Raw genomic sequence first — 21,342 nt, 5'->3', positions numbered from 1 at the left:
GTGACGCTGGAGGACGAGACCGGCACGGTCAACCTGATCGTCTGGCCGCGGGTACTGCAGGCGCAGCAGGCGGCGGTCATCGGTGCCGCGCTGATGCTGGTGCACGGGCGCCTGCAGGCGGCCGACGGCGTGATCCACGTGGTGGCCGGGCGTGTCGAGGATCAGTCCTGCCTGCTGGGCGATCTGCCGGTGGCCTCGCGCGACTTTCACTGATGTCCCCCGGGGCGCGGTACCGCGGTGGCTGCCGTGTTGACAGCGGACGAAGCCGGACCGAGACTTGCGCGCCTTTGCCGAACCCCACGCATGAACAACATTCATCACAGTGTCGACGCCGGCGATGACGCCCCGCTGATCCAGATTCGTGGCCTCACGTTCCGGCGCGGTGGGCGGACCATCTTCGATCGTGTGGACATGGACATTCCGCGCGGCAAGGTGACCGCCGTGATGGGGCCCAGCGGCACCGGCAAGACCACGCTGCTGAAGCTGATCAGCGGTGTGCTGCGGCCGCAGGCGGGGTCGATCAAGGTGGCCGGGCAGGAAGTGACCACCCTGTCGCGCGACGGCCTTTACGCGCTGCGCAAGCAGATGGGCATGCTGTTCCAGAGCGGCGCGCTGCTGACCGACCTCAACGTGTTCGACAACGTCGCCTATCCGGTGCGCGAGCACACCGACCTGCCTGAATCGCTGGTGCGTTCGCTGGTGCTGATGAAGCTGCAGGCGGTCGGTCTGCGCGGCGCCCGCGAGCTGACGGCCAGCGAGCTGTCCGGCGGCATGGCGCGGCGCGTGGCGTTGGCGCGTGCCATCGCCCTCGATCCCATGCTGATCCTGTACGACGAGCCGTTCACCGGTCAGGACCCGATCTCGATGGGCATCCTGACGCAGCTCATTTCCTCGCTGAACCGGGCCCTGGGGCTGACCAGCCTGGTGGTGTCGCACGACATCGAGGAGACCTGCCGGATTGCCGATTACGCCTACGTGATCGCGCAGGGCAAGGTCATCGGTCACGGTGTGCCGGAAAACCTGCAGGCCTCCGAGGAGCCGATGGTGCACCAGTTTCTCAGCGGCGAGGCCGATGGCCCGGTGCACTTCCACTATCCGGCGGTCGCGTACCGCGACGATCTGTTGGCCAACGCCCCATGATGAACGCTGCCTTGCAAGGGCTCGGTGCCCGTACGCTGGACAGTCTGGCCCGCCTGGGGCGCGCCGGCCTGTTTCTGTCGCGCCTGCTGGCGGCTGTGCCGGCGCAGGTGCTGGCGCCACGACGCCTGGCCAAGCAGGTGCTCAGCGTCGGCGTGCTGTCGCTGGTGATCATCCTGGTGTCCGGCCTGTTCGTGGGCATGGTGCTTGGCCTGCAGGGCTACAATACGCTGGTCGATTTCGGCTCGGAAAGCAGCCTGGGCATCCTTGTGGCGTTGTCGCTGGTGCGCGAGCTGGGGCCGGTGCTCAGCGCGCTGTTGTTCGCCGGGCGCGCCGGGTCGGCGCTGACCGCCGAGATTGGTCTCATGAAGGCCACCGAGCAGCTGTCGGCGCTGGAGATGATGGCGGTCGACCCGTTCCGGCGGGTGCTGGCGCCGCGCTGGCTGGCTGGGTTCATCAGCGTGCCCCTGCTGGCGGCGGTGTTCAGTGCCGTCGGCATTCTGGGCGGGTATCTGGTCGGCGTGCAGCTGCTCGGGCTGGACCCGGCGCCGTACTGGTCGCACATGGAAAGCGGCGTCGATTTTTACGATGACATCCTGAACGGTGTCATCAAGAGTGTGGTGTTCGGGGCCGTGGTGACCTGGATCGCGGTGTTCGAGGGCTACGACGCCGTGCCCACCGCCGAGGGCGTTGGGCGCGCCACCACACGCACCGTGGTAACCGCTTCGTTGGCGGTGCTGGGCGCAGATTTTTTGCTCACCGCGCTGATGTTCGGCGAACCCTGAGGAGATTTTGCTTTCATGCAATCACGTACCGTCGAACTGTGGGTGGGGCTGTTCGTGGCCCTGGGGCTGGCGGCACTGGCGTTCCTGTCGGTGCGGGCCAGCAATCTGGCCGAGTACCGTGACGGCGATGCCTACACGGTGGTGGCCCGATTCGACAATATCGGCAGCCTGCGTGTCCGGGCGCCGGTGACCGTGGCCGGCGTGCGCGTGGGCCGCGTATCGGCCATTGAGTTCGATGACGAGCAGTTCAAGGCGGTGGTGAAGATGGCCATCACCGCGCGTCACGACAATCTTCCGCTGGACACGGTGGCCAGTGTCCGTACCGCCGGCCTGATCGGCGAGCAGTTCATCGGGCTCGACCCCGGCGGCGCGCCGGACGTGCTGGCGGACGGTGACGAGATCGAGATTACCCAGTCGGCACTGGTGATCGAACAGTTGATCGGACAGTTCCTGTACGGCCAGGCGGCCAAGGGCAGCGAGTAAGGAGAGCAGCGATGATCAAGCGTTTCATGGCGGCTGTGCTGGGGCTGCTGCTGGTCGGTGCCCTGGCGCCCGCTTCCGCGCAGACGGGGCCGGTCGATGTGGTGCGTGGCACCGCCGAGCGGGTCCTCGAACAGTTGCGCACCGACCCCGCGCGCTATCAGGACGACAAGGTCCTGTTCGGACTGGTGCGCGAGGTGGTGTTTCCGCACCTGGACCGGGAACGCACTGCCCAATGGGTGCTGGGCGCCAACTGGCGCAAGGCCACCCCGGCCCAGCGCGCGCAGTTCGTCGAGGAGTTCTCGGAGCTGTTGCTGCGCACGTACGGCACGGCGTTGCGCCAGTACGACAGCGAGGTTCTGAACTTCCTGCCCGTGCACGCGCCGGAAGGGGCGAACCGGGTCACCGTGCGTACGGAGATCATCCGCCCGAACGGCCCGAAGGTGAGCGTCGACTACCTGCTGACCAATCGCAGTGGCGAGTGGAAGGTGTACGACGTCATCATCGAGAACGTGAGCCTGGTGGTGACCTACCGTTCCGAGTACGCCGCCATCATCCAGCGTGACGGCATCGATGGGTTGCTCAAGCAGCTCGCCGACCGCAACCGCAGCCTGAAGTCTTGACGCCGCCGGTGGACAAGCCGCCGATCAGTGCCGATGCCGACGGCCGGGTGCTGTTGCAGGGGCCGCTGACCTTCGCCACGGTCGGCGCTCGGCTGAAGGCGAGCGCCGGGCTGTTTCGCAGCCACAAGCAGTTGTGCTTCGACCTGCAGGCGGTGACCAGCGTCGACTCGGCTGCCCTGGCGCTGGTGGTCGAGTGGTTGCGCCTGGGCGAGTGCCATGCGGTGGCGGTGCGCTTCGAGCACGTGCCGGACGCCTTGCGCAGTCTGGCGGAAGTGAGCGAACTGGAACAGATCGAGTCGGCCCTGGCGGCATCATGAGTGCGGCCATTTCGGTCCGCCAACTGCACAAGCACTTCGGCCAGGTACACGCGCTGCGCGGCGTGGACCTGGAGATTCGCCAAGGTGAATTTTTCGGCCTGCTGGGCCCGAACGGCGCCGGCAAGTCGACCCTGATCAACATTCTCGCGGGCCTTACCCGGCCCGATTCCGGCAGCACAGCGGTGATGGGGCACGATGTGCAGCGCCAGCCGGTGGCAGCACGCCGGGCCATTGGCGTGGTGCCGCAGGAACTGGTGTTCGACCCGTTCTTCGAGGTGCGCGATTTCCTGCGCATCCAGGCCGGCTATTACGGTGTGGCGCGCAAGCACAAGGCGTGGATCGACGAACTGCTCAGCGCGCTGGGCCTGGCCGACAAGGCCAGCACCAACATGCGCGAGCTGTCGGGCGGGATGAAGCGTCGGGTGCTGATTGCCCAGGCGCTGGTGCACAAGCCCAAGGTGCTGGTGCTGGACGAGCCGACGGCGGGGGTCGATGTGGAACTGCGTCAGACGCTGTGGGCGTTTGCCCAGCGCCTGCACGCCGAGGGCACCACCATCGTGCTGACCACGCATTATCTTGAAGAGGCCGAGGCGATGTGCGAGCGCATCGCCATCATGAGTCACGGCACGGTGGTGGCGCTGGACGACAAGCGCAGCCTGCTGGGGCGCCATCCCTGGTATGAGGTGTCGCTGCGCCTGGATCGCGAGCCGGCCGAGCTGCCGCCGGAGGTTGTCGATTGCCTGAGTGCGCGCGAGCAGGGCTGGCTGGTGTTGCGCCTGCAGCGTGGAAGCGGCGACCTGGCGCGGGTGCTGTCATCGTTGCACGACTGCGGCTTGTCGGTGCTGGAGATCAATACCCAGGAGCAGACCCTGGAGCACGTATTCCTCGAACTGACCGCGGGCCACCACACGGCCGGGGTGGCACGGTCGTGAACTGGCTTGGCTTGTGGACGCTGTTCACCAAGGAGGTGCGGCGCTTCACGGTGGTCTTCATGCAGACCATCGCCGCGCCGGTGGTCAGCGCACTGCTGTACCTGTTCATTTTTTCGCATGCGCTGTCCGGCCGCCTGGAGGTGTATCCGGGCGTGCCGTACCCGCAGTTCCTGGTGCCCGGCCTGATGATGATGACCATCATCCAGAACGCGTTCGCCAACACCTCGTCCAGCCTGATCTTCTCCAAGGTCACCGGCAACATCGTGTTCGTGCTGCTGGCGCCGCTGTCGCACCTGGAGCTGTACCTGGGATTCGTCGGTGCGGCGCTGGTGCGCTCGCTGCTGGTCAGCATCGGGGTGTATCTGGTGGCGCTGGTGTATCTGGATATCGCGGTGGCCCACCCGTTGCTGCTGCTGGTGTTCGGGGCGCTGGGGGCCGTGTTGCTGGGTACCTGTGGGCTGCTGGCGGGCATCTGGGCCGACAAGTTCGACCAGGTGGCCACGGTGCAGAACTTCCTGATCCTGCCGCTGACGTATCTGAGCGGCGTGTTCTACTCCATTCACAGTCTGCCGCCGGCCTGGCAGTCGCTGTCGCGTGCCAATCCGTTCTTCTACCTCATCGACGGTTTCCGCTACGGCTTCTTCGGCCACTCGGACGTGTCGCCGTGGCTGAGCGTGGCGGTCATGATCGGTGCCAATATCGGCTTGTGTATACTTTGCGTTCGTTTGCTGTCGCGCGGATACAAGCTGCGCAGCTGATCCCGTTTTACCCAGGCGTCAGGCCCCGGTCATGGACCCCGCAATCATCAAAGAACTCATCGAAAAGGGACTGCCCGGCTCACGGGCCGTGGTCGATGGCGACGGCCGTCACTTCGAGGCGGTAGTGGTGTGCGACGCGTTCGCCGGCAAGCGTCTGGTGCAGCAACATCAGATGGTTTACCGGACCCTGGCCGGCCAGATGCACGACGACGCCGTGCATGCGCTGTCGTTGCGTACCTACACCTGTGAGCAGTGGGACGCGCGTGGAACCTCTGTCTCCCCCTCCTGAGGTTTAAGGCCATGGATGTGCTTGAAAAGATTGATCGTTTTGTCAATGCAGTGCCGGTGGTGCTGTTCATGAAAGGTGACCGGCGTTTTCCGCAGTGCGGTTTCTCCGGCAAGGCGGTGCAGATGCTCGACGCCTGTGGCGCCGAGTACGAAACCGTCAATGTGCTGGCGGATGACAGTGTGCGCCAGGGCATCAAGGCCTATTCGCAGTGGCCGACCATCCCGCAGCTGTACATTCACGGCGAGTTCATCGGCGGTAGCGACATCATGCAGACCCTGTATGAGAACGGTGATCTGCAGGAACTTCTGGAGTCCGTGAAGGGCTGACTTTCGTGCCGGCCCGACGGGCCGGCTGGTGCACTGCACGCCGGGATTCACGTTGGAAAAGCTAATTGTTCAGGGGGGGGTGCGCCTGGCCGGCGAGATTCGCATCTCCGGTGCCAAGAACGCTGCCCTGCCGGCGCTGGCCGCCACGCTGCTGGCGGACGGTCCGGTGACCATCGGCAATGTGCCGCACCTGCATGACATCACCACCACGCTGGAGTTGCTTGGCCGCATGGGCGCGAGCGTCTCGGTGGACGAGCAGATGCAGATCGAGGTCGACCCGCGCACGGTAACCAACCAGTTCGCGCCGTATGAGCTGGTCAAGACGATGCGTGCGTCGATTCTGGTGCTGGGGCCGTTGCTGGCCCGCTTCGGGCACGCCGAAGTGTCGCTGCCCGGTGGCTGTGCCATCGGCCAGCGGCCGGTGAACCTGCACCTGGACGGCCTGACGGCCATGGGCGCGCAGATTCGCGTCGAGAACGGCTACATCAAGGCCACCGCGCCGCGCCTGCAGGGCGCCCACCTGGTCATGGACCTGGTGTCGGTCACCGCGACGGAAAACCTCATGATGGCGGCCTGCCTGGCCGACGGTACGACGATCATCGAGAACGCGGCCCGCGAACCCGAGGTGTCGGACTTGGCGGCCTGCCTGATGGAAATGGGTGCCGACATCGAGGGCGCGGGAACCGACACGCTGGTCATCGAGGGGCGGCCGACGCTGCACAGCACCTATCACGCCGTGGTGCCGGACCGTATCGAAACAGGGACCTATCTGGTCGCCGCGGCGCTGACCGGTGGCCGCGTGAAGCTCAAGGACACGCGTCCGGAACTGCTGGAGATCGTGCTGCACAAGCTGCGCGAGGCCGGTGCCCATATCGAGACCGGCGAGGACTGGATCAGCCTGGACATGCACGGCCGGCGCCCGCTGGCCGTGAATCTGCGCACCGCGCCGTATCCGGCCATGCCGACCGACATGCAGGCCCAGTTCATGGTGCTCGACATGGTGGCGGATGGGGCCTCGACGGTAACCGAGACCATTTTCGAGAACCGCTTCATGCACGTGCAGGAACTGCAGCGCATGGGGGCCGATGTGCGCCTGGAAGGCTCCACCGCCTTCATCCGGGGGGTCGACAGCCTGACCGCGGCGCCGGTGATGGCCACGGACCTGCGTGCCTCGGCCTCGCTGGTTCTGGCCGGCCTGGTGGCCCGCGGCGAGACCCACGTCAGCCGCATCTACCACATCGACCGCGGTTACGAGTGCATCGAGGAGAAGTTGTCCCAGCTCGGTGCGGACATCCGGCGGGTGCCCGACCGCCGCGCCGCCTGAGGCGCTCCGTGAGCGGCTTGCGCATCGCGGTCTCCAAGGGCCGCATCCTGGACGAGACTTTGCCGTTGCTGGCGCGCATCGGTATCGCGCCGGCAGGCGAAATCGGCCGTCGGTTGATCGTCGATACCACGGTGCCGGGCGTGCAGCTCATCATCATCCGTGCCACGGATGTGCCGACCTACGTCGCCTACGGTGCCGCGGATGCAGGTATCGCCGGCAAGGACGTGCTGCTCGAGCACGGCGGCGAGGGCTTGTATGAGCCGCTTGACCTGGGCATTGCCCGGTGCCGGCTGATGGTGTGTGGGTATCCCGATGCGCCGCTGCCGGCCAGCCGGCTGCGTGTGGCCACGAAGTACCTGAACATCACCCAGCGCTATTACGCCGAGCGCGGTGTGCAGGCGGAACTGATCAAGCTTTACGGGTCCATGGAACTGGCCCCGCTGGTGGGCCTTGCCGATTGCATCGTCGATCTGGTGGACACCGGCAACACGCTGCGCGCCAACGGCCTGGCGCCGCTGGAGCACATCGCCGACATCAGCTCGCGCCTGGTGGTGAACCGTGCCTCGATGAAGCTCAAGCTGCCCGCCGTGGAGCGCCTGATCGGCGATCTGAGGGCGGCGACCGGGGAGGGCGCCGATGCGCCGGCTTGACACCCAGGCAGCCGGTTTCGCGGCGGCCTTTGCGGAGCTGCAGGCGACCGGTGCGCCGGACGACGCCGACGTGCAGGGGCCGGTGCTGGACATTTTGCGGGCGGTACGCCGTGACGGTGACGCCGCGCTGCTCGAATGCACGCAGCGTTTCGATGGCTGGGCGCCGGCGGATGCCGCCGAGCTGGAGATTCCCGCCGCTCGCCTGGATGCGGCGCTGAGCGCCATCACGCCAGCGCAGCGCGCTGCGCTGGAGGCTGCCGCGGCGCGATTGCGCGCCTACCACGAGCATCAACGCCTGGAGTCGTGGCAGTACACCGAAGCGGACGGCAGCGTGCTCGGCCAGCGCGTGACCCCGCTGGACCGGGTCGGCGTGTATGTGCCCGGCGGCAAGGCGGCCTACCCGTCGAGCGTGCTGATGAACGTCGTTCCGGCCAAGGTGGCCGGCGTGGCGCAGGTCATCATGGTCTCGCCGACGCCCGGTGGGCACGAGAATCCGCTGGTGCTCGCGGCGGCCCGGGTGGCCGGTGTCGACCGCGTGTTCCGGATCGGCGGCGCGCAGGCGGTGGGCGCGCTGGCCTACGGCACGGCGTGCGTCCCGGCGGTGGACAAGATCGTCGGTCCTGGCAACCGTTACGTGGCCGCGGCCAAGCGGCTGGTGTTCGGCACGGTCGGCATCGACATGATCGCCGGCCCGTCGGAGGTGGTGATCGTTGCCGACGGCAGTGCGCCGGTCGACTGGCTGGCCTATGACCTGTTCGCCCAGGCCGAACACGACGAGCAGGCGCGCGCCATCCTGCTGTCGCCCGATGGTGCCTACCTGGATGAGCTGGCGCGGCGTATGCCGCAGCTGCTGTCGGGGCTGGAGCGGCGAACCATCGTCGAAGCAGCGCTGCAGCAGCACGGCGCGCTGATCAGAACCCGCGATCTGGCCGAGGCGGCCGGCCTGGCCAGTGCGCTCGCGCCGGAGCATCTGGAGTTGGCGGTGGCGCAGCCGGACGCGCTGCTGCCGCTGATTCGCCACGCCGGGGCGATTTTTCTCGGTGCCCATTCGCCAGAGGCAATCGGTGATTACTGCGCCGGTCCCAACCATGTGTTGCCGACGGCGCGCACGGCGCGTTTCAGTTCGCCACTGGGTGTCTACGACTTCCAGACCCGCAGCAGCCTGATCGGTCTGTCGGCGGCCGGTGCGGGTGCCCTGGCACCGCTGGCGGCGGAGCTGGCGCGCGGCGAGGGACTGACTGCCCATGCACGGTCGGCCGAATGCCGCCTGGAGCAGCCGTGAGCGCCGACCGGGGCTCGCGCATCGAGGCGCTGGTGCGGCCGCAGATTCGCGCCCTGCAGGCTTACCACGTGCCGCCGGCCGAGGACCTGATCAAGCTCGACGCCATGGAAAACCCGTTTCCGTGGCCGGGCGACCTGGCGCCGGTGTGGGCCGAGTGCCTGCGCGGCGTGGCGCTGAATCGTTACCCATCACCGCATCCGCCCGAGCTGATATCCGCGCTGGCGCGCCAGGCCGGTGTGCCGCCGGGCTGCGAACTGCTGCTGGGCAACGGGTCGGATGAACTGATCCAGCTGATCGACCTGTGCCTGGCGCGGCCCGGGGCGAAGGTCCTGCTGCCGACGCCCACGTTTTCCATGTACTCCCTGATCGCGCGGGTGGCCGGACTGGACGTGGTGGAGGTGCCACTGCGCGCCGACTTCAGCCTCGACCTGCCGGCCATGCTGACGGCCATCGAACAGCAACAGCCGGCGCTGATCTACCTGGCCTGTCCCAACAATCCCACCGCGCGGTTGTTCGACGTCGCCGACCTGCGGGCCGTGATCGAGGCGGCCCCGGGGCTGGTGGTGGTGGACGAGGCGTACTTCCCGTTCGCCGGACGCAGCGTGCTGCCCTGGTTGCTGGAGTTCGAGCACCTGCTGGTGCTGCGCACGCTGTCGAAGGTGGGGCTGGCCGGGCTGCGCCTGGGATACCTGGTCGGCCATGCGGTGTGGCTGCACGAGTTCGACAAGGCACGCCTGCCGTACAACATCAGCACGTTGACGCAGGTGTCGGCGCGCTTCGCGCTCGAACACGCCGGACGCCTGGCGCAGCAGGCGGAGCAGCTGCGCGCGCAGCGGCGCTGGCTCGCCGATGCGCTGCGTGCGGTGCCTCAGATCGAGGTATTTCCCAGCGACACCAACTTCATGCTGGTGCGCCTGCCCGCCGGACGCGCGCCGGCGGTGCACGAGGAGTTGTTGCGGGCCGGTATACTCGTCAAGAGTGTCCATGGTAGCCATCCGTTGCTGGCCGACAGCCTGCGCGTCACCGTCGGCACGCCGATTGAGAATCAGGCGCTGGTAAACGCGCTCGGCACGTTGATTTGAACAAGCGATACAGGCATGACTACTCCGCGTAGCGCGCAGGTCCGGCGCACCACCCGTGAAACCGACGTCCGGGTCGAGGTCACGCTCGATGGTGGCGGCAACGCCACACTCGCCAGCGGGCTGCCGTTTCTGGATCACATGCTCGAACAGGTGGCCCGGCACGGCCTGATGGACCTGACGGTGGAAGCTCGCGGCGATCTGCACATCGATGCGCACCACACGGTAGAGGACATCGGCATTACGCTCGGCCAGGCCCTGCGCAAGGCGCTGGGGGAGCGGGTCGGCATCACCCGTTACGGGCACGCGTATGTGCCGCTCGACGAGGCGCTGTCGCGGGTGGTGCTGGATTGCTCCGGCCGGCCGGGGCTGGTGTACTCGGTGGCCTATCCGCGCGCGCGGGTCGGGGATTTCGACGTTGACCTGCTGCGCGAGTTCTTTCAGGGATTCGTCAACCACGCGCTGGTGACCCTGCACGTGGACTGCCTGCGTGGCGACAATGCCCACCACATTGCCGAGACGGTATTCAAGGCCTTCGGGCGGGCGCTGCGCGTGGCGGTGGGTATCGATGCCGGGGCGGCGGGCAGCGTGCCGTCGACCAAGGGCAGTCTTTAGATCTCAAGCGGCTGCGTCGGCTGACAATTCCAATGCACGACACCGTTGTCATCGACTTCGGCATGGGCAATCTGCGTTCGGTTGCCAAGGCGCTCGAGTGCGCCGGAGCGCGCGTGCGCGTCAGCGGCGATCCGCGCGACATTCGGGCGGCGTCGCGGGTGGTGTTTCCCGGTCAGGGCGCGATGGGCGCCTGCGTGACGCGTATCACGGAGCACGGCCTGGCGGAGGCCGTGCGCGAGGCGGCGCGGAACAAGCCGTTTCTGGGTATCTGCCTGGGGTTGCAGGCGCTGTTCGATTTCAGCGAGGAGGACGGCGGCGTGCCGGGCCTGGGACTGGTGGCCGGTCGCGTGCGGCGGTTCCCGGTCGATGAGCGTCTGCCCGGCGGCGAGCGCCTGAAGGTGCCGCACATGGGCTGGAACCAGGTCGCCTTCCCGCGCGCGCACCCGCTGCTGGCCGGTATCGCGCCGGATGCCTGGTTCTACTTCGTGCACAGCTATTACGTCTGCCCGGATGACGCGGCACTGGTGCTTGGCCGTACCGACCACGGTCGCACCACGTTTACGTCGGCTCTGGCGCGTGGCAACCTCGTCGCCACGCAGTTTCATCCAGAAAAGAGCCACCGTGCCGGGCTGCGGCTGTTAGCCAATTTCGTGTCCTGGGATGGCCAGGCAATGGACAGCGTGGAGTGAGGGAGGAACCAATGCTGCTGATACCCGCCATCGACCTGAAGGAGGGCAAGTGCGTGCGCCTGCGCCAAGGGCGCATGGACGACGTCACGGTATTCGACGACGACCCGGTGGCAGTGGCCGTACGCTGGGTGGAGCAGGGGGCCAGGCGCCTGCATGTGGTGGACCTTGACGGCGCGCTGGCCGGGCGGCCGGTCAATTCGAAGGTCATTTCCGCCATCACCGCGGCAGTCGGTGATGTGGACGTGCAGGTCGGCGGCGGCATCCGCGACGAGGACGCCATCGAGGCGTACCTCGACACCGGCGTGCGCTACGTCATCCTCGGCACGCAGGCGGTCAACGTGCCGCATTTCGTCGGCGATGCCTGTGCCGAGTACCCGGGGCACATCATCGTCGGCCTGGATGCGCGCGACGGCAAGGTCGCGATCGACGGCTGGTCCAAGCTGTCGCAGCACGGCGTGGTCGACATCGCGCAGCATTTCGAGCGCGACGGCGTGGAGGCCATCATCTACACCGACATCGGCCGCGACGGCATGATGGGCGGCGTCAACCTGGATGGTGTGGTCGAACTGGCGCGGGCGGTGAATATCCCGGTGATCGCGTCCGGTGGCGTGACCGACCTGGCGGACGTCGAGGCGCTGTGCCGGGTCGAGGAAGAGGGTGTGGCCGGTGCGGTCATCGGCCGGGCGCTCTACGAGGGCACGCTCGACCTGTCGGCGGCGATGCGCCGCGTGACCGAGCTGCGCGCCTGAGTCATGCTCGCCAAGCGCATCATTCCCTGCCTCGACGTCGACCGCGGACGGGTCGTCAAGGGGGTGCGCTTCGTCGAGCTGCGTGACGCCGGCGACCCGGTCGAAACCGGCAAGCGCTACAGCGAGGCCGGTGCCGACGAACTGGTGTTTCTGGACATCACGGCCAGTTCCGACGACCGCGACACGCTGTTGCACGTGGTGGAAGCCGTGGCGGACCAGGTGTTCATCCCGTTCACCGTTGGCGGTGGCGTGCGCAGCGTGGACGACATCCGCCGCCTGTTGGTGGCCGGTGCCGACAAGGTGTCGATCAACACTGCGGCGGTGCAGCGGCCCGAACTGGTGCGCGAGGCGGCCCAGCAGTTCGGCAGCCAGTGCATCGTGGTGGCCATCGACGCCAAACGGACCGGCCCCGAGCGGTGGGAGGTGTTTACCCACGGCGGGCGGCGCACCACGGGGCTTGACGCCGTCGAATGGGCGCAGCGCATGGCCGAGCTCGGTGCCGGCGAATTGCTGTTGACCAGCATGGATCGCGACGGTACCCGGGAGGGGTTTGATCTCGAACTCACGCGCCGGGTGAGCGATGCGGTGCCGATTCCGGTCATCGCTTCCGGCGGCGTCGGCTCGCTCGAGCATCTGCGTGACGGTGTCCTGCAGGGGCATGCGGACGCTGTCCTGGCGGCAAGCATCTTCCATTTCGGTGATCACAGCATCGGCGAGGCCAAGGCCTGTCTTGCGCAGTCCGGTGTCGTGGTGCGCCAGGATCCGCCTGCCTTTCTGGATGCCGTGCGTTGGGACGAGCGCGGGCTGGTGCCCGCGATTGCCCAGGACGCCCGCACCGGCCAGGTGCTGATGATGGCCTGGATGAATCGCGAGGCGCTTGCCGCCACGGTGGCCGAGGGGATCGCCGTCTACTGGTCACGCTCGCGCCGGCGGCTGTGGCGCAAGGGCGAAAGTTCGGGGCACACCCAGCAGGTGCGGGAAGTGCGTCTGGACTGTGATGGCGACACGGTGCTGCTGAGTGTGGAACAACACGGGGGCATTGCGTGTCATACAGGCCGTACCCGGTGTTTTTTCCAGCGCCTGGACGATGGCGGCTGGGTCATCGACGAGCCGGTGGTGCGGGCACCGGAAACCATCTATGGTGCTGGAAACGGCCATGAGTGAGGTGCTGACACGCTTGCAGGCGGTGCTTGAGTCGCGTCGCGGTGCGGCACCGGATTCGTCATATGTGGCCAAGCTGCTGGCGGGACACGAGGACGGGCTGCTCAAGAAGGTCGGAGAGGAAGCCACCGAGCTGGTCATGGCCGGCAAGGATGGCGTGCCAGAGCGCATCGTGTCCGAGATGGCGGATCTTTGGTTTCACACGCTGGTCGTGTTGGTGGCGCACAATCTGTCCGTGAACGACGTGCTGGCCGAACTCGAACGCCGTTTCGGGCGTTCGGGCCTGGACGAGAAGACTGCCCGTACGCCGCGCTGAGTGGTCCGGCGGCGACTCGCGGGCCGCGGTCGAACCAATTTTCATTGTCGCAGGAGTAGGCAATCATGGGCCTGGGCGGGATTTCTCCATTTCAGTTGCTGATCGTGTTGGCCATTGTGCTGGTGCTGTTCGGCGGCAAGCGGCTGCGTAGCCTGGGCTCCGATCTGGGCGGCGCCATCAAGGGATTTCGTGGCGCGATGAAGGACGGCGAGCAGGAGTCACGCAGTGACGACGGCGGGCGCCTGGGTGACGCGCGCGGCGATGGTGACAGCGCATCGACCGGTGCGTCGCAGCGCGAGCGCCACGACGCCTAGGGTGCCCCCGTGTTCGACGTCGGATTCAGCGAACTGCTGCTGGTCGGCGTCATCGCGCTGTTGGTGCTCGGGCCCGAGCGGTTGCCACGGGCGGCACGCAGTGCCGGCCACTGGGTGGGGCGGGCGCGGGCCACGGTGCAGCGCTTCACCGCCGAGGTCGATCGCGAGCTGAAAGCCGAAGAGCTGCGCCAGACCTTGCGCGAAGAGACGCGTCAACTGGTCGAGCCGGTTGCTTCGGCAAAGAAGGAAGTGACGGAGCTGGGCGCCGAACTGAAGGCGCCGGTGGCCGATGCGCCGGCCAAGCGTGACGATGGACACTGACGCGCCGCCGCAGAGCCTGATGGCCCACTTGCTGGAGCTGCGCACCCGCCTGTTGCGCGCGGTGGCCGCGGTCCTGCTGTGCATGGTGGCATTGCTGCCTTTCGCCAAACCCCTTTACGCCGTCCTGGCGCAGCCACTGATAGAGCAGCTGCCGGCCGGGGCGTCGATGATTGCCACCGGCGTCGCCGCGCCGTTCATGGCACCGTTCAAGTTCGTCATGATGCTGGCCGTGTATCTGGCGATGCCGGTTGTCCTGCACCAGTTGTGGGCATTCGTGGCACCGGGACTCTATCGGCGCGAAAAGGCGCTGGCGCTGCCGTTGTTGGTCAGCGCGATGGTGCTTTTTTACCTGGGCATGGCGTTTGCCTACTTTGCCGTGTTTCCGGTGATTTTCGGTTTCTTTGCCTCCGCGGCGCCGGCCGGCGTGCTGGTGATGACCGACGTGTCCAGTTACCTCGACTTCGTGCTCACCCTGTTCCTGGCGTTCGGGGTTGCCTTCGAGGTGCCGGTGGTGGTGGTCCTGCTTGTGGTCGGGGGATTTGTGGACGTGGCAACCCTGCAGCGTGCCCGGCCGTACCTGATCGTGGTTGCCTTCGTTATCGGGATGGTGCTGACACCGCCCGACATCTTTTCCCAGGCGATTTTGGCGTTGCCGATGTGCCTGTTGTTCGAGGTCGGGCTACTGGTGGCGCGCGCGTTGGTGCGCCGTCGGGCGACGCAGCCGGCGACCCCTTGATCGTCACACGCGTCGTTTTGGCGCGCTAATTGCTATTCCTAGGCTCGCGCCTGCTGGCGTTCGGGCGCGAAGTCCGTATCATAGCGCCTGCGCCTAACGTTCATTTAGGGTTCGAGTGGTCATGTCAGCCGTAGCAGAAAAGAGTTCGCGTCGTCTGAGCAAGGAAGACATCCTGGAGCGTACTGCGCCGTTGTTCGCGGCCGAGGGGTACGCTGCCACCTCCATGCGGGATCTGGCCAGGGCCTGCGGCATCACGCCGGCGGCGCTCTATCACCATTTCACCGACAAGGAGCAGCTCTACCTGGAGGTGCTCGAGTACACCTTCCGGCGCCGTATCGGTCGCATGGGCGATGCGTTGCAGGGGCTCACCACGTTCGAAGATCGGGTGCGTAAGGTGGTCGAGGTCTTGGTGGATGCCGTCCACGAGGATGAATTGTTCTTGCCGATGCTGCGCCGGGAGTTGCTGGTGCGCGACGAGAAGCGCCTGGAGTACCTCGCCACGCGGGTGTTCGCCGAACCGTTCCGCGAGATCATGCGGGTTGGGCGCGACCTGCCGCCGGGGAACTTCAGGCCGTCATTTCTGGCCGCGTCGGCGCTGGCACTGACCATTGGCCACTACGCCCTGGAGCCGGTCCGACGTTATTTGATGCCGTCCGATACGCCAGACGATTTGCGTCAGGCGGTGATTGATCACGTGACCAAGCTCGCCCTGCACGGCATGGGGACGAGCGCGCACTGATGGTTGCACCGGCACCGGGCCGGCCAGGGATCGGCTGCCGGCTGCTGGCTCTGCTGCTGCCGTTGTGGCTGGTCGGCTGCGCTGAACAGACGCCGTCACCCTCGCCACAGGTCCATCAGGGGCTCAACCTGCACACCGTCGACGAGACGTCGGTGCCGCGCTACTACGCGGTGCCGGGCAGCGTGATCGCCGACGAGCGGGTACAGCTGTCCTCGCGCATCAGCGGCTTCATTCGGCGCCTGTCGGTGCGCGAGGGTGATCCGGTGCGCGAAGGGCAGGTGGTGGTGGAGATCGATCCGTCCGATGTCGACGGCGCCGTGCGTCGCGCGGAGGCGGCGGTGGAGTCGGCGCAGGCGGAATTGGCCGATGCGCGGGTCGACGTCGACAAGTTCACGGCCTTGACCAGTACCGGCGCGGTGCCCATGGACACCCTGCGCAAGGCGCAGGTGCGTCTGGAAGTTGCGCAGGCGCGCCTGGCAGAGGCCGAGGCGGCCCTGACCACCGCCAGCGCACAGCGCGCCTACACCAGTATCACCAGCCCGGTCGACGGCGTGGTGGTGGCGCGCTTGCGTGAGGCGGGTGATCTGGCGACGCCAGGCCTGCCAATCCTGGAGATCGAGGCGCGCCACACCCTGGTGTTCCAGACCTATGTTGCCGAAAGTCGGGTGGCGCAGCTGGACGCCTCGCGGGCGGTGCGTGTGGCGCTGGACGCCGTGCCCGGCGCGCACGAGGGCGAGTTGCTGCGGGTGGTGCCCTCGGCCGATCCGGTGACCCGGCGCTACGAGGTAAAGGTCAGTCTGCCCGCGCGCAGCGGCCTGCTGCCCGGCATGTTCGGGCGGGCACAGTTCTATCTGGGCGAGGAGTCGGTGCTGGCGGTGCCCAAGACGGCCCTTGTCGAGCGCGGCGGACTGCAGGGTGTGTTCGTCGTTGATGACGGTCGCCAGGTGGCGTTTCGCTGGCTGCGCACGCGTCGGGAGCTGGATGACACGTTTGAAGTGACGGCCGGTCTGACAGCGGGACAGCGGGTGGTGCTGGCACCGCCGTCCGATCTGCGGGATGGCGATCGTCTGGCGGCTGACACGCGCGACGTGCCGTGAGCGAGCGGCCGTTCAATGCGGCTGGGCGCCTGGCCGGATTCTTCGTCGACTCCAAGTTGACGCCGTTGGTCATCCTTGCGGTGCTGGTGTTCGGCACCCTGGCGCTCCTGCTGACACCGCGCGAAGAAAATCCCCAGATACTGGTGCCCGCGGCGCAGGTCAGCGTGGCGCTGCCCGGTGCCAGCGCGCTGGAGGTCGAGAACCTGCTGCTGACGCCGCTTGAGGCGGCCCTGTCGCAGATGGCGGATGTCGAGCATACCTACGGTACGGCCAGCAATTCGCTGGCAGCGGTTCAGGTTGAGTTTGACGTCGGGGTGCCCAAGGAAGCGGCGCTGGTGCGCGTTTACGACAAGGTGGAGCAGCTGCGTGGACGGTTGCCGGCGCAAGCCGGTGTGCCGGTCGTGACACCCATCGACGCCGACGACGTGCCCGTGGTCGCCATCACGCTGGCGTCGTCCGAGTATGGCGACTATGCCTTGAAGCGCCTGGCCGACCGCGTGGCCGAACGCCTGCGCAGCGTGCGCGGCGTGTCGATCGTCCAGGTCTATGGCGGTCGAGACCGGGAGCTGCGGGCACAGGTCGAGCCCGAGCGCATGCAGGCGTTCGGAGTCACGCTGGATCAGGGCCTGGCGCGCCTGGCGGCTTCCAATCTCGCCCGCAGCGTGGGTGACATCACCGAGCGCGGCGAACGGGCGCAGGTTTATCTCGACAACCAGCTCGACTCCCTGCAGGCCCTCCGGCGCCTGGTGATCGGCGAGAGCAACGGCCGTCTGGTGCATCTGGAAGATGTGGCGCAGGTGGTCGACGGCCCACCGCAGGACCGCCACAGCATGGCGCGCCTGGGTTTCGGGCCCAGCGACCGACGTTTCGGGCAGGCGCCGGCGGCGGAATTGCCGGCGGTGACCATCGCCGTGGCCAAGAAGGCGGGCGAGAACGCGGTGCGCATCGGGCATCAGGTGCAAGAACGCGTGCAGCGCATGCAGCGCGAGTTCCTGCCCGACGCGGTGCATGTGGTCATCACCCGCAACGACGGTGACAAGGCGGACGACGCCGTCAACACGCTGGTGGAGCACCTGGTGATCGCCATCGTGACGGTGGTGGCCGTCCTGTTGCTGACGCTCGGCTGGCGCGAAGGCCTGATGGTGCTGCTGGTGGTGCCGCTGGTGATGTTGACCGTGGTGATGGCCGACGGCTTCGCCGGTGTGACCATCAACCGGGTGGCGCTGTTCGCCCTGATTCTGGCGCTCGGCTCACTGGTGGACGACGCCATCGTGGTGGTGGAGAACATCTACCGCCACTACAGCGACAATCCCAACGGCGATCGCCGTGCCATGGCGGTGCAGGCGGTGGCCGAGGTGGGCAACGCCACCAACTTCGCCACCTTCTCGATGATGGCGGTGTTCGCCGCCATGATCGTCATCAGCGGCATGCCGGGGGAGTTTTTCTTCCCGATCGTGTTCAACCTGCCGACCGCCATGTTCACGTCGCTGGTGTTCGCCTACATGGTGACCCCGTGGGCGGCGCGACGCTGGCTGCGGCCGAAGCCGCTGCTTGGCGAGCTGCAGGCACACAGCGCGCAGGCATACGGCGCCTACGACCGGCTGCTGTGCCTGCTCCTGGACCGGCCGCTGGCGCGGCGCGGTCTGTACCTGACCATGGCCGTGCTGATCGGTCTGTCGGCGCTGATGCCGGCCTGGCAGTACCTCCGGCCGGCCGGTCCGGTGGGCGACAAGTCGCCGCTTGGGTTGTTGATGACGTTCCTGCCCAAGGACGACGTCAACACCTTCAACATCTTCATCGACCTGCCCGAAAGCGCCAGCGTGGAGCAGACCGATGCGCTGGTGCGCGACGTCGGGCGTGTGCTGCGACAAACGCCGGAGGTCAGCAACTATTTGGTGGCCCTGGCGCAGCCGGGTGTCACCGACCTGCCGAACCTTCTGCGCGGTGGGCTGAACCGCAGCGCCCCGTATCAGGCGGAAGTGCGCGTGAACCTGGCGCACCGGCGCGCGCGTGCGCGCAGTGCGCCCGACATCGTTGCGGATCTGCGGCCTCGCCTGCATGCCCTGGCCGCGCGCTATCCCGGCAGCGTGATACGCACCTTCGACGACCCGCCAGGGCCGCCGAGCCGGGCCAAGGTGCTGGCCGAGGTCTACGGTACCGATCTGGCGCGCATGGAGCAGGTGGCGGCCCAGGTGCGCCAGCAGTTCGAGCAGACTCCCGGCATGGCCGAGATCTTCGATTCAGTCACCGAGCCGGTGTTGCGCCACCGGCTGGTGGTGGACGAGGAAAAGGCGGCGCTGTCCGGCGTGAACAGTCGGCAGATTGCCGATGTGCTGCAGGTGCTGTTCGACGGCGTGACCGTGGGGCGTGTGCACCTTCCGGATGAGCGCAGTGTGGTGCCGATCCGTATTGAAGTGCCGCAGCGTGACGAACTGCGTCCGCAGGATCTGGACCGTATCCACGTGAGCAATGCCGAAGGCAAGATCGTGCCGGTGTCCGAACTGGTGCGCCGGGTGCCGGACCATGTTGACGCGCCGATCCTGCACAAGGACAACGAACGGGTGATTTTCGTCGGCGGCGAGTACCTGACCGGCGCCGGCCTGTACGCGGTGCTGGACCTGAACGAACGCCTGCGGGCGATCGACACGGGCACCGGTACGCTGCGCGTCGGCAACCTCGGCCTGTATGACGAACCGCCGGACAGTATCGGCGGCACAAGCCTGTTGTGGGAAGGCGAGACGCGGATGATGCTCGACGCCTACCGCGACATGACCTATGCGCTGCTGCTGGCCATCTCGGTGGTCTACCTGATGCTGGTGGCCTACTACCGCTCGTTTGCGATTCCGCTGGTGGCGCTGGCGGCATTGCCGCTGGCCTTCATCGGTGTGTTTCCCGGCCACCTGATCATGGGCGCCGAGTTCTCGGGCGCCTCGATGGTCGGCATCATCGCGCTGGTGGGCATGGTGGTGCGCGCCTCGCTGCTGATCATCGAGTTCGGACGCGATGCCGAGGCGCAGGGCATGACGCTGCGCGATGCCATGCGCACTGCCTGTGCGCTGCGCCTGCGCCCGATCGTGCTGACCTCGCTGACCAACATGCTCGGTGCCACCATCATGCTGCTGGACCCGGTGTTCCGGGGGCTGGCCATCAGCGTCATCTTCGGCACGCTGTTCTCGACCGTGTTGACGATGATCGTGGTGCCGGCGCTGTACTACGCCTATCGGCAGCGGCTGCTGCGTCCGGCGACCTGATGACCGCTCAGGCCGGCGACAGGCCGCGCACCAGCAGCTGCAACTCGCGCATGCCGCGCCAGCTGTTGACCTGCGGCTCGTAGGCCACGCGCACGGACGTGGCGAGCTGCCCGCGCAGCGGCGCGGCGCCCCAGGCGATGGCGTTCAGCGGCGTGCCGCCGGGCAGGCTCAGGCGCAGACGCAGGTGATCGGCACCGACCACACGCGTCTCGTGCACGGTGAACACGTCATCGAACAGCGGTGCCGGGAAGCCCTGGCCCCACGGGCCGGCCTGCTGCAGGCGCTGCGCCAGTTCCAGCGTCAATTCCGCGATGCCCAGCGGGCCGTCGCTGTCCAGGGCGTCGTCCGGCGCGACGCCACCGGTCTGCGCCAGCACCGCGTCGGCCAGCGCCGCGGCGAAGGCCGGCAGGTGTTGCTCCCCGGCCAGGGTCAGGCCGGCCGCCATGGCATGGCCGCCGAAGGCATCCAGCAGCTGCGGCTGCCAGGCGGCGACCTGGGCCAGGGCGTCGCGGATGTGCACGCCGCTGACCGAGCGCGCCGAGCCGCGCCAGCGGCCGTCGCCGGCGGGCGCCAATGCCACCACCGGCCGGCCGCAGCGCTCGCGCACGCGCGCCGCCACGATGCCGAGCACGCCCGGATGCCAGTCCGCGGCATGCAGGCTCAAGGCCGCCGGCAACGGCTGGGGCAGGTCGGCCAGGTCGGCCTCGGCCTGCTCCTGCATCTGTGCCTGCACCGCGCGGCGCTCGCGGTTCAGGGCGTCGAGCGCGGCGGCCATGTCGGCGGCGGTGGCCGGGTCGTCGCACAGCAGGCATTCGATGCCCAGGCTCATGTCGTCCATGCGCCCGGCAGCGTTCAGCCGCGGACCGGCGCGAAAACCCAGCTCCGTGGCCGTGACGGCGGCGCGCCCGGGCGGCAGGTCGAGCAGGGCGCGCAGGCCGGGCTGGCCGCCGCCGGCGTTCAGGCGTGCCAGTCCCTGGGCCACCAGCAGCCGGTTGTTGTAGTCGAGCGGCACCACGTCCGCCACCGTGCCGAGCGCCACCAGGTCCAGCAGCTGACCGAGGTTCGGCTCCGCGCGCCCGGCGCCGAACCAGCCGTGCTCGCGCAGCCGGCGGCGCAGCGCCAGCAGCAGATAGAACATGACGCCGACCCCGGCCAGGTGCTTGCTGGCAAAGCCGTCGCCCGGCAGGCGCGGATTGACGATGGCGGTTGCCGGCGGAAGCCGGTCGCCCGGCAGGTGGTGGTCGGTGACCACCACCGGTACGCCGGCGGTCCGCAGGCAGGCGATGCCGTCCAGGCTGGTGATGCCGTTGTCCACTGTCAGCACGAGGTCCGGGCGCCGCTCCAGCGCCGCCTCGGCCACCGCCACGGACAG

26 protein-coding genes and 1 pseudogene are annotated in these 21,342 nt (G+C 67.6%); 26 read left to right on the top strand and 1 reads right to left on the bottom strand.

What is annotated here, in order from left to right:
* The 26 genes and pseudogenes from ABYX71_RS03920 to ABYX71_RS03795 form a co-directional block, all read left to right on the top strand.
* Positions 1–213, top strand: a 213-nt coding sequence (locus ABYX71_RS03920; RefSeq protein WP_372695120.1) for a hypothetical protein, incomplete at its 5' end; no start/stop codon positions are given.
* A 90-nt stretch (positions 214–303) separates the two neighbouring features.
* Positions 304–1,140, top strand: a complete 837-nt coding sequence (locus ABYX71_RS03915; RefSeq protein WP_372695119.1) for an ABC transporter ATP-binding protein — start codon at positions 304–306, stop codon at positions 1,138–1,140.
* Positions 1,140–1,922 carry a lipid asymmetry maintenance ABC transporter permease subunit MlaE gene (gene mlaE / locus ABYX71_RS03910; protein WP_372695124.1) on the top strand — a complete coding sequence of 261 codons (783 nt, stop codon included), beginning with the start codon at positions 1,140–1,142 and terminating at the stop codon, positions 1,920–1,922. The genes ABYX71_RS03915 and mlaE overlap by 1 nt, the downstream gene beginning before the upstream one ends.
* Positions 1,923–1,937: 15 nt before the next feature.
* Complete coding sequence (mlaD, locus tag ABYX71_RS03905) at positions 1,938–2,405, top strand: outer membrane lipid asymmetry maintenance protein MlaD (protein WP_372695117.1); 468 nt, start codon at positions 1,938–1,940, stop codon at positions 2,403–2,405.
* Between the two features lie 11 nt (positions 2,406–2,416).
* Positions 2,417–3,025 (top strand): phospholipid-binding protein MlaC, encoded by a 609-nt coding sequence (locus ABYX71_RS03900; protein ID WP_372695115.1) that lies wholly within the window; start codon positions 2,417–2,419, stop codon positions 3,023–3,025.
* A complete protein-coding gene (locus ABYX71_RS03895; RefSeq protein ID WP_372695113.1) occupies positions 3,022–3,342 on the top strand; it encodes a lipid asymmetry maintenance protein MlaB in 321 nt (106 codons plus the stop codon). The genes ABYX71_RS03900 and ABYX71_RS03895 overlap by 4 nt, the downstream gene beginning before the upstream one ends.
* A complete protein-coding gene (locus ABYX71_RS03890) occupies positions 3,339–4,274 on the top strand; it encodes an ABC transporter ATP-binding protein (protein WP_372695111.1) in 936 nt (311 codons plus the stop codon). The genes ABYX71_RS03895 and ABYX71_RS03890 overlap by 4 nt, the downstream gene beginning before the upstream one ends.
* Positions 4,271–5,032 (top strand): ABC transporter permease, encoded by a 762-nt coding sequence (locus tag ABYX71_RS03885; protein WP_372695109.1) that lies wholly within the window; start codon positions 4,271–4,273, stop codon positions 5,030–5,032. Before ABYX71_RS03890 ends, ABYX71_RS03885 begins: the two co-directional genes overlap by 4 nt.
* A gap of 31 nt (positions 5,033–5,063) precedes the next feature.
* Entirely contained in the window at positions 5,064–5,321 is a 258-nt protein-coding gene (locus ABYX71_RS03880) for a BolA family protein (RefSeq protein ID WP_372695107.1), read from the top strand.
* Between the two features lie 11 nt (positions 5,322–5,332).
* The gene (gene grxD, locus ABYX71_RS03875; RefSeq protein WP_372695105.1) at positions 5,333–5,647 is read left to right on the top strand and encodes a Grx4 family monothiol glutaredoxin; all 315 of its coding nucleotides are present in this window, start codon (positions 5,333–5,335) and stop codon (positions 5,645–5,647) included.
* A 52-nt stretch (positions 5,648–5,699) separates the two neighbouring features.
* Positions 5,700–6,971, top strand: a complete 1,272-nt coding sequence (gene murA / locus ABYX71_RS03870; protein WP_372695103.1) for a UDP-N-acetylglucosamine 1-carboxyvinyltransferase — start codon at positions 5,700–5,702, stop codon at positions 6,969–6,971.
* 8 nt (positions 6,972–6,979) lie between these two features.
* A complete protein-coding gene (gene hisG / locus ABYX71_RS03865) occupies positions 6,980–7,621 on the top strand; it encodes an ATP phosphoribosyltransferase (protein WP_372695101.1) in 642 nt (213 codons plus the stop codon).
* Complete coding sequence (hisD, locus tag ABYX71_RS03860) at positions 7,608–8,903, top strand: histidinol dehydrogenase (RefSeq protein ID WP_372695099.1); 1,296 nt, start codon at positions 7,608–7,610, stop codon at positions 8,901–8,903. The genes hisG and hisD overlap by 14 nt, the downstream gene beginning before the upstream one ends.
* The gene (gene hisC / locus ABYX71_RS03855; RefSeq protein ID WP_372695097.1) at positions 8,900–9,985 is read left to right on the top strand and encodes a histidinol-phosphate transaminase; all 1,086 of its coding nucleotides are present in this window, start codon (positions 8,900–8,902) and stop codon (positions 9,983–9,985) included. Before hisD ends, hisC begins: the two co-directional genes overlap by 4 nt.
* A 15-nt stretch (positions 9,986–10,000) precedes the next feature.
* Positions 10,001–10,597, top strand: a complete 597-nt coding sequence (gene hisB / locus ABYX71_RS03850) for an imidazoleglycerol-phosphate dehydratase HisB (protein WP_372695095.1) — start codon at positions 10,001–10,003, stop codon at positions 10,595–10,597.
* Positions 10,598–10,629: 32 nt separating this feature from the next.
* Positions 10,630–11,286: an imidazole glycerol phosphate synthase subunit HisH gene (hisH, locus tag ABYX71_RS03845; protein ID WP_372695093.1), complete on the top strand. Its 657-nt coding sequence runs from the start codon at positions 10,630–10,632 to the stop codon at positions 11,284–11,286.
* A gap of 11 nt (positions 11,287–11,297) precedes the next feature.
* Complete coding sequence (gene hisA, locus ABYX71_RS03840; RefSeq protein ID WP_372695091.1) at positions 11,298–12,035, top strand: 1-(5-phosphoribosyl)-5-[(5-phosphoribosylamino)methylideneamino]imidazole-4-carboxamide isomerase; 738 nt, start codon at positions 11,298–11,300, stop codon at positions 12,033–12,035.
* 3 nt (positions 12,036–12,038) lie between these two features.
* Positions 12,039–12,791 (top strand): annotated as a pseudogene (hisF, locus tag ABYX71_RS03835) (imidazole glycerol phosphate synthase subunit HisF); the annotation flags it as partial.
* The gene (hisI, locus tag ABYX71_RS03830; protein WP_372695122.1) at positions 12,783–13,199 is read left to right on the top strand and encodes a phosphoribosyl-AMP cyclohydrolase; all 417 of its coding nucleotides are present in this window, start codon (positions 12,783–12,785) and stop codon (positions 13,197–13,199) included. The pseudogene hisF and the gene hisI, both read left to right, overlap by 9 nt.
* A complete protein-coding gene (locus ABYX71_RS03825; protein ID WP_372695089.1) occupies positions 13,192–13,512 on the top strand; it encodes a phosphoribosyl-ATP diphosphatase in 321 nt (106 codons plus the stop codon). Before hisI ends, ABYX71_RS03825 begins: the two co-directional genes overlap by 8 nt.
* Positions 13,513–13,577: 65 nt before the next feature.
* On the top strand, positions 13,578–13,826 hold the full coding sequence (locus ABYX71_RS03820; protein ID WP_372695087.1) for a Sec-independent protein translocase subunit TatA: 249 nt from the start codon (positions 13,578–13,580) through the stop codon (positions 13,824–13,826).
* 9 nt (positions 13,827–13,835) lie between these two features.
* Complete coding sequence (tatB, locus tag ABYX71_RS03815) at positions 13,836–14,147, top strand: Sec-independent protein translocase protein TatB (protein WP_372695085.1); 312 nt, start codon at positions 13,836–13,838, stop codon at positions 14,145–14,147.
* Positions 14,137–14,883: a twin-arginine translocase subunit TatC gene (gene tatC, locus ABYX71_RS03810; RefSeq protein ID WP_372695083.1), complete on the top strand. Its 747-nt coding sequence runs from the start codon at positions 14,137–14,139 to the stop codon at positions 14,881–14,883. The genes tatB and tatC overlap by 11 nt, the downstream gene beginning before the upstream one ends.
* 121 nt (positions 14,884–15,004) lie before the next feature.
* Positions 15,005–15,622: a TetR/AcrR family transcriptional regulator gene (locus tag ABYX71_RS03805; RefSeq protein WP_372695081.1), complete on the top strand. Its 618-nt coding sequence runs from the start codon at positions 15,005–15,007 to the stop codon at positions 15,620–15,622.
* Positions 15,622–16,719: an efflux RND transporter periplasmic adaptor subunit gene (locus tag ABYX71_RS03800; RefSeq protein WP_372695079.1), complete on the top strand. Its 1,098-nt coding sequence runs from the start codon at positions 15,622–15,624 to the stop codon at positions 16,717–16,719. Before ABYX71_RS03805 ends, ABYX71_RS03800 begins: the two co-directional genes overlap by 1 nt.
* On the top strand, positions 16,716–19,970 hold the full coding sequence (locus ABYX71_RS03795) for an efflux RND transporter permease subunit (protein ID WP_372695077.1): 3,255 nt from the start codon (positions 16,716–16,718) through the stop codon (positions 19,968–19,970). Before ABYX71_RS03800 ends, ABYX71_RS03795 begins: the two co-directional genes overlap by 4 nt.
* Before the next feature lie 7 nt (positions 19,971–19,977).
* Here ABYX71_RS03795 and ABYX71_RS03790 read toward each other — a convergent pair.
* Positions 19,978–21,342 (bottom strand): DHH family phosphoesterase (locus ABYX71_RS03790; RefSeq protein WP_372695075.1); only part of this gene is annotated, 1,365 nt, incomplete at its 5' end.

The sequence above is a fragment of the Immundisolibacter sp. genome (assembly GCF_041625615.1).
Lineage (GTDB): Bacteria > Pseudomonadota > Gammaproteobacteria > Immundisolibacterales > Immundisolibacteraceae > Immundisolibacter.
This window is presented reverse-complemented; position numbering and strand designations above follow the sequence as displayed.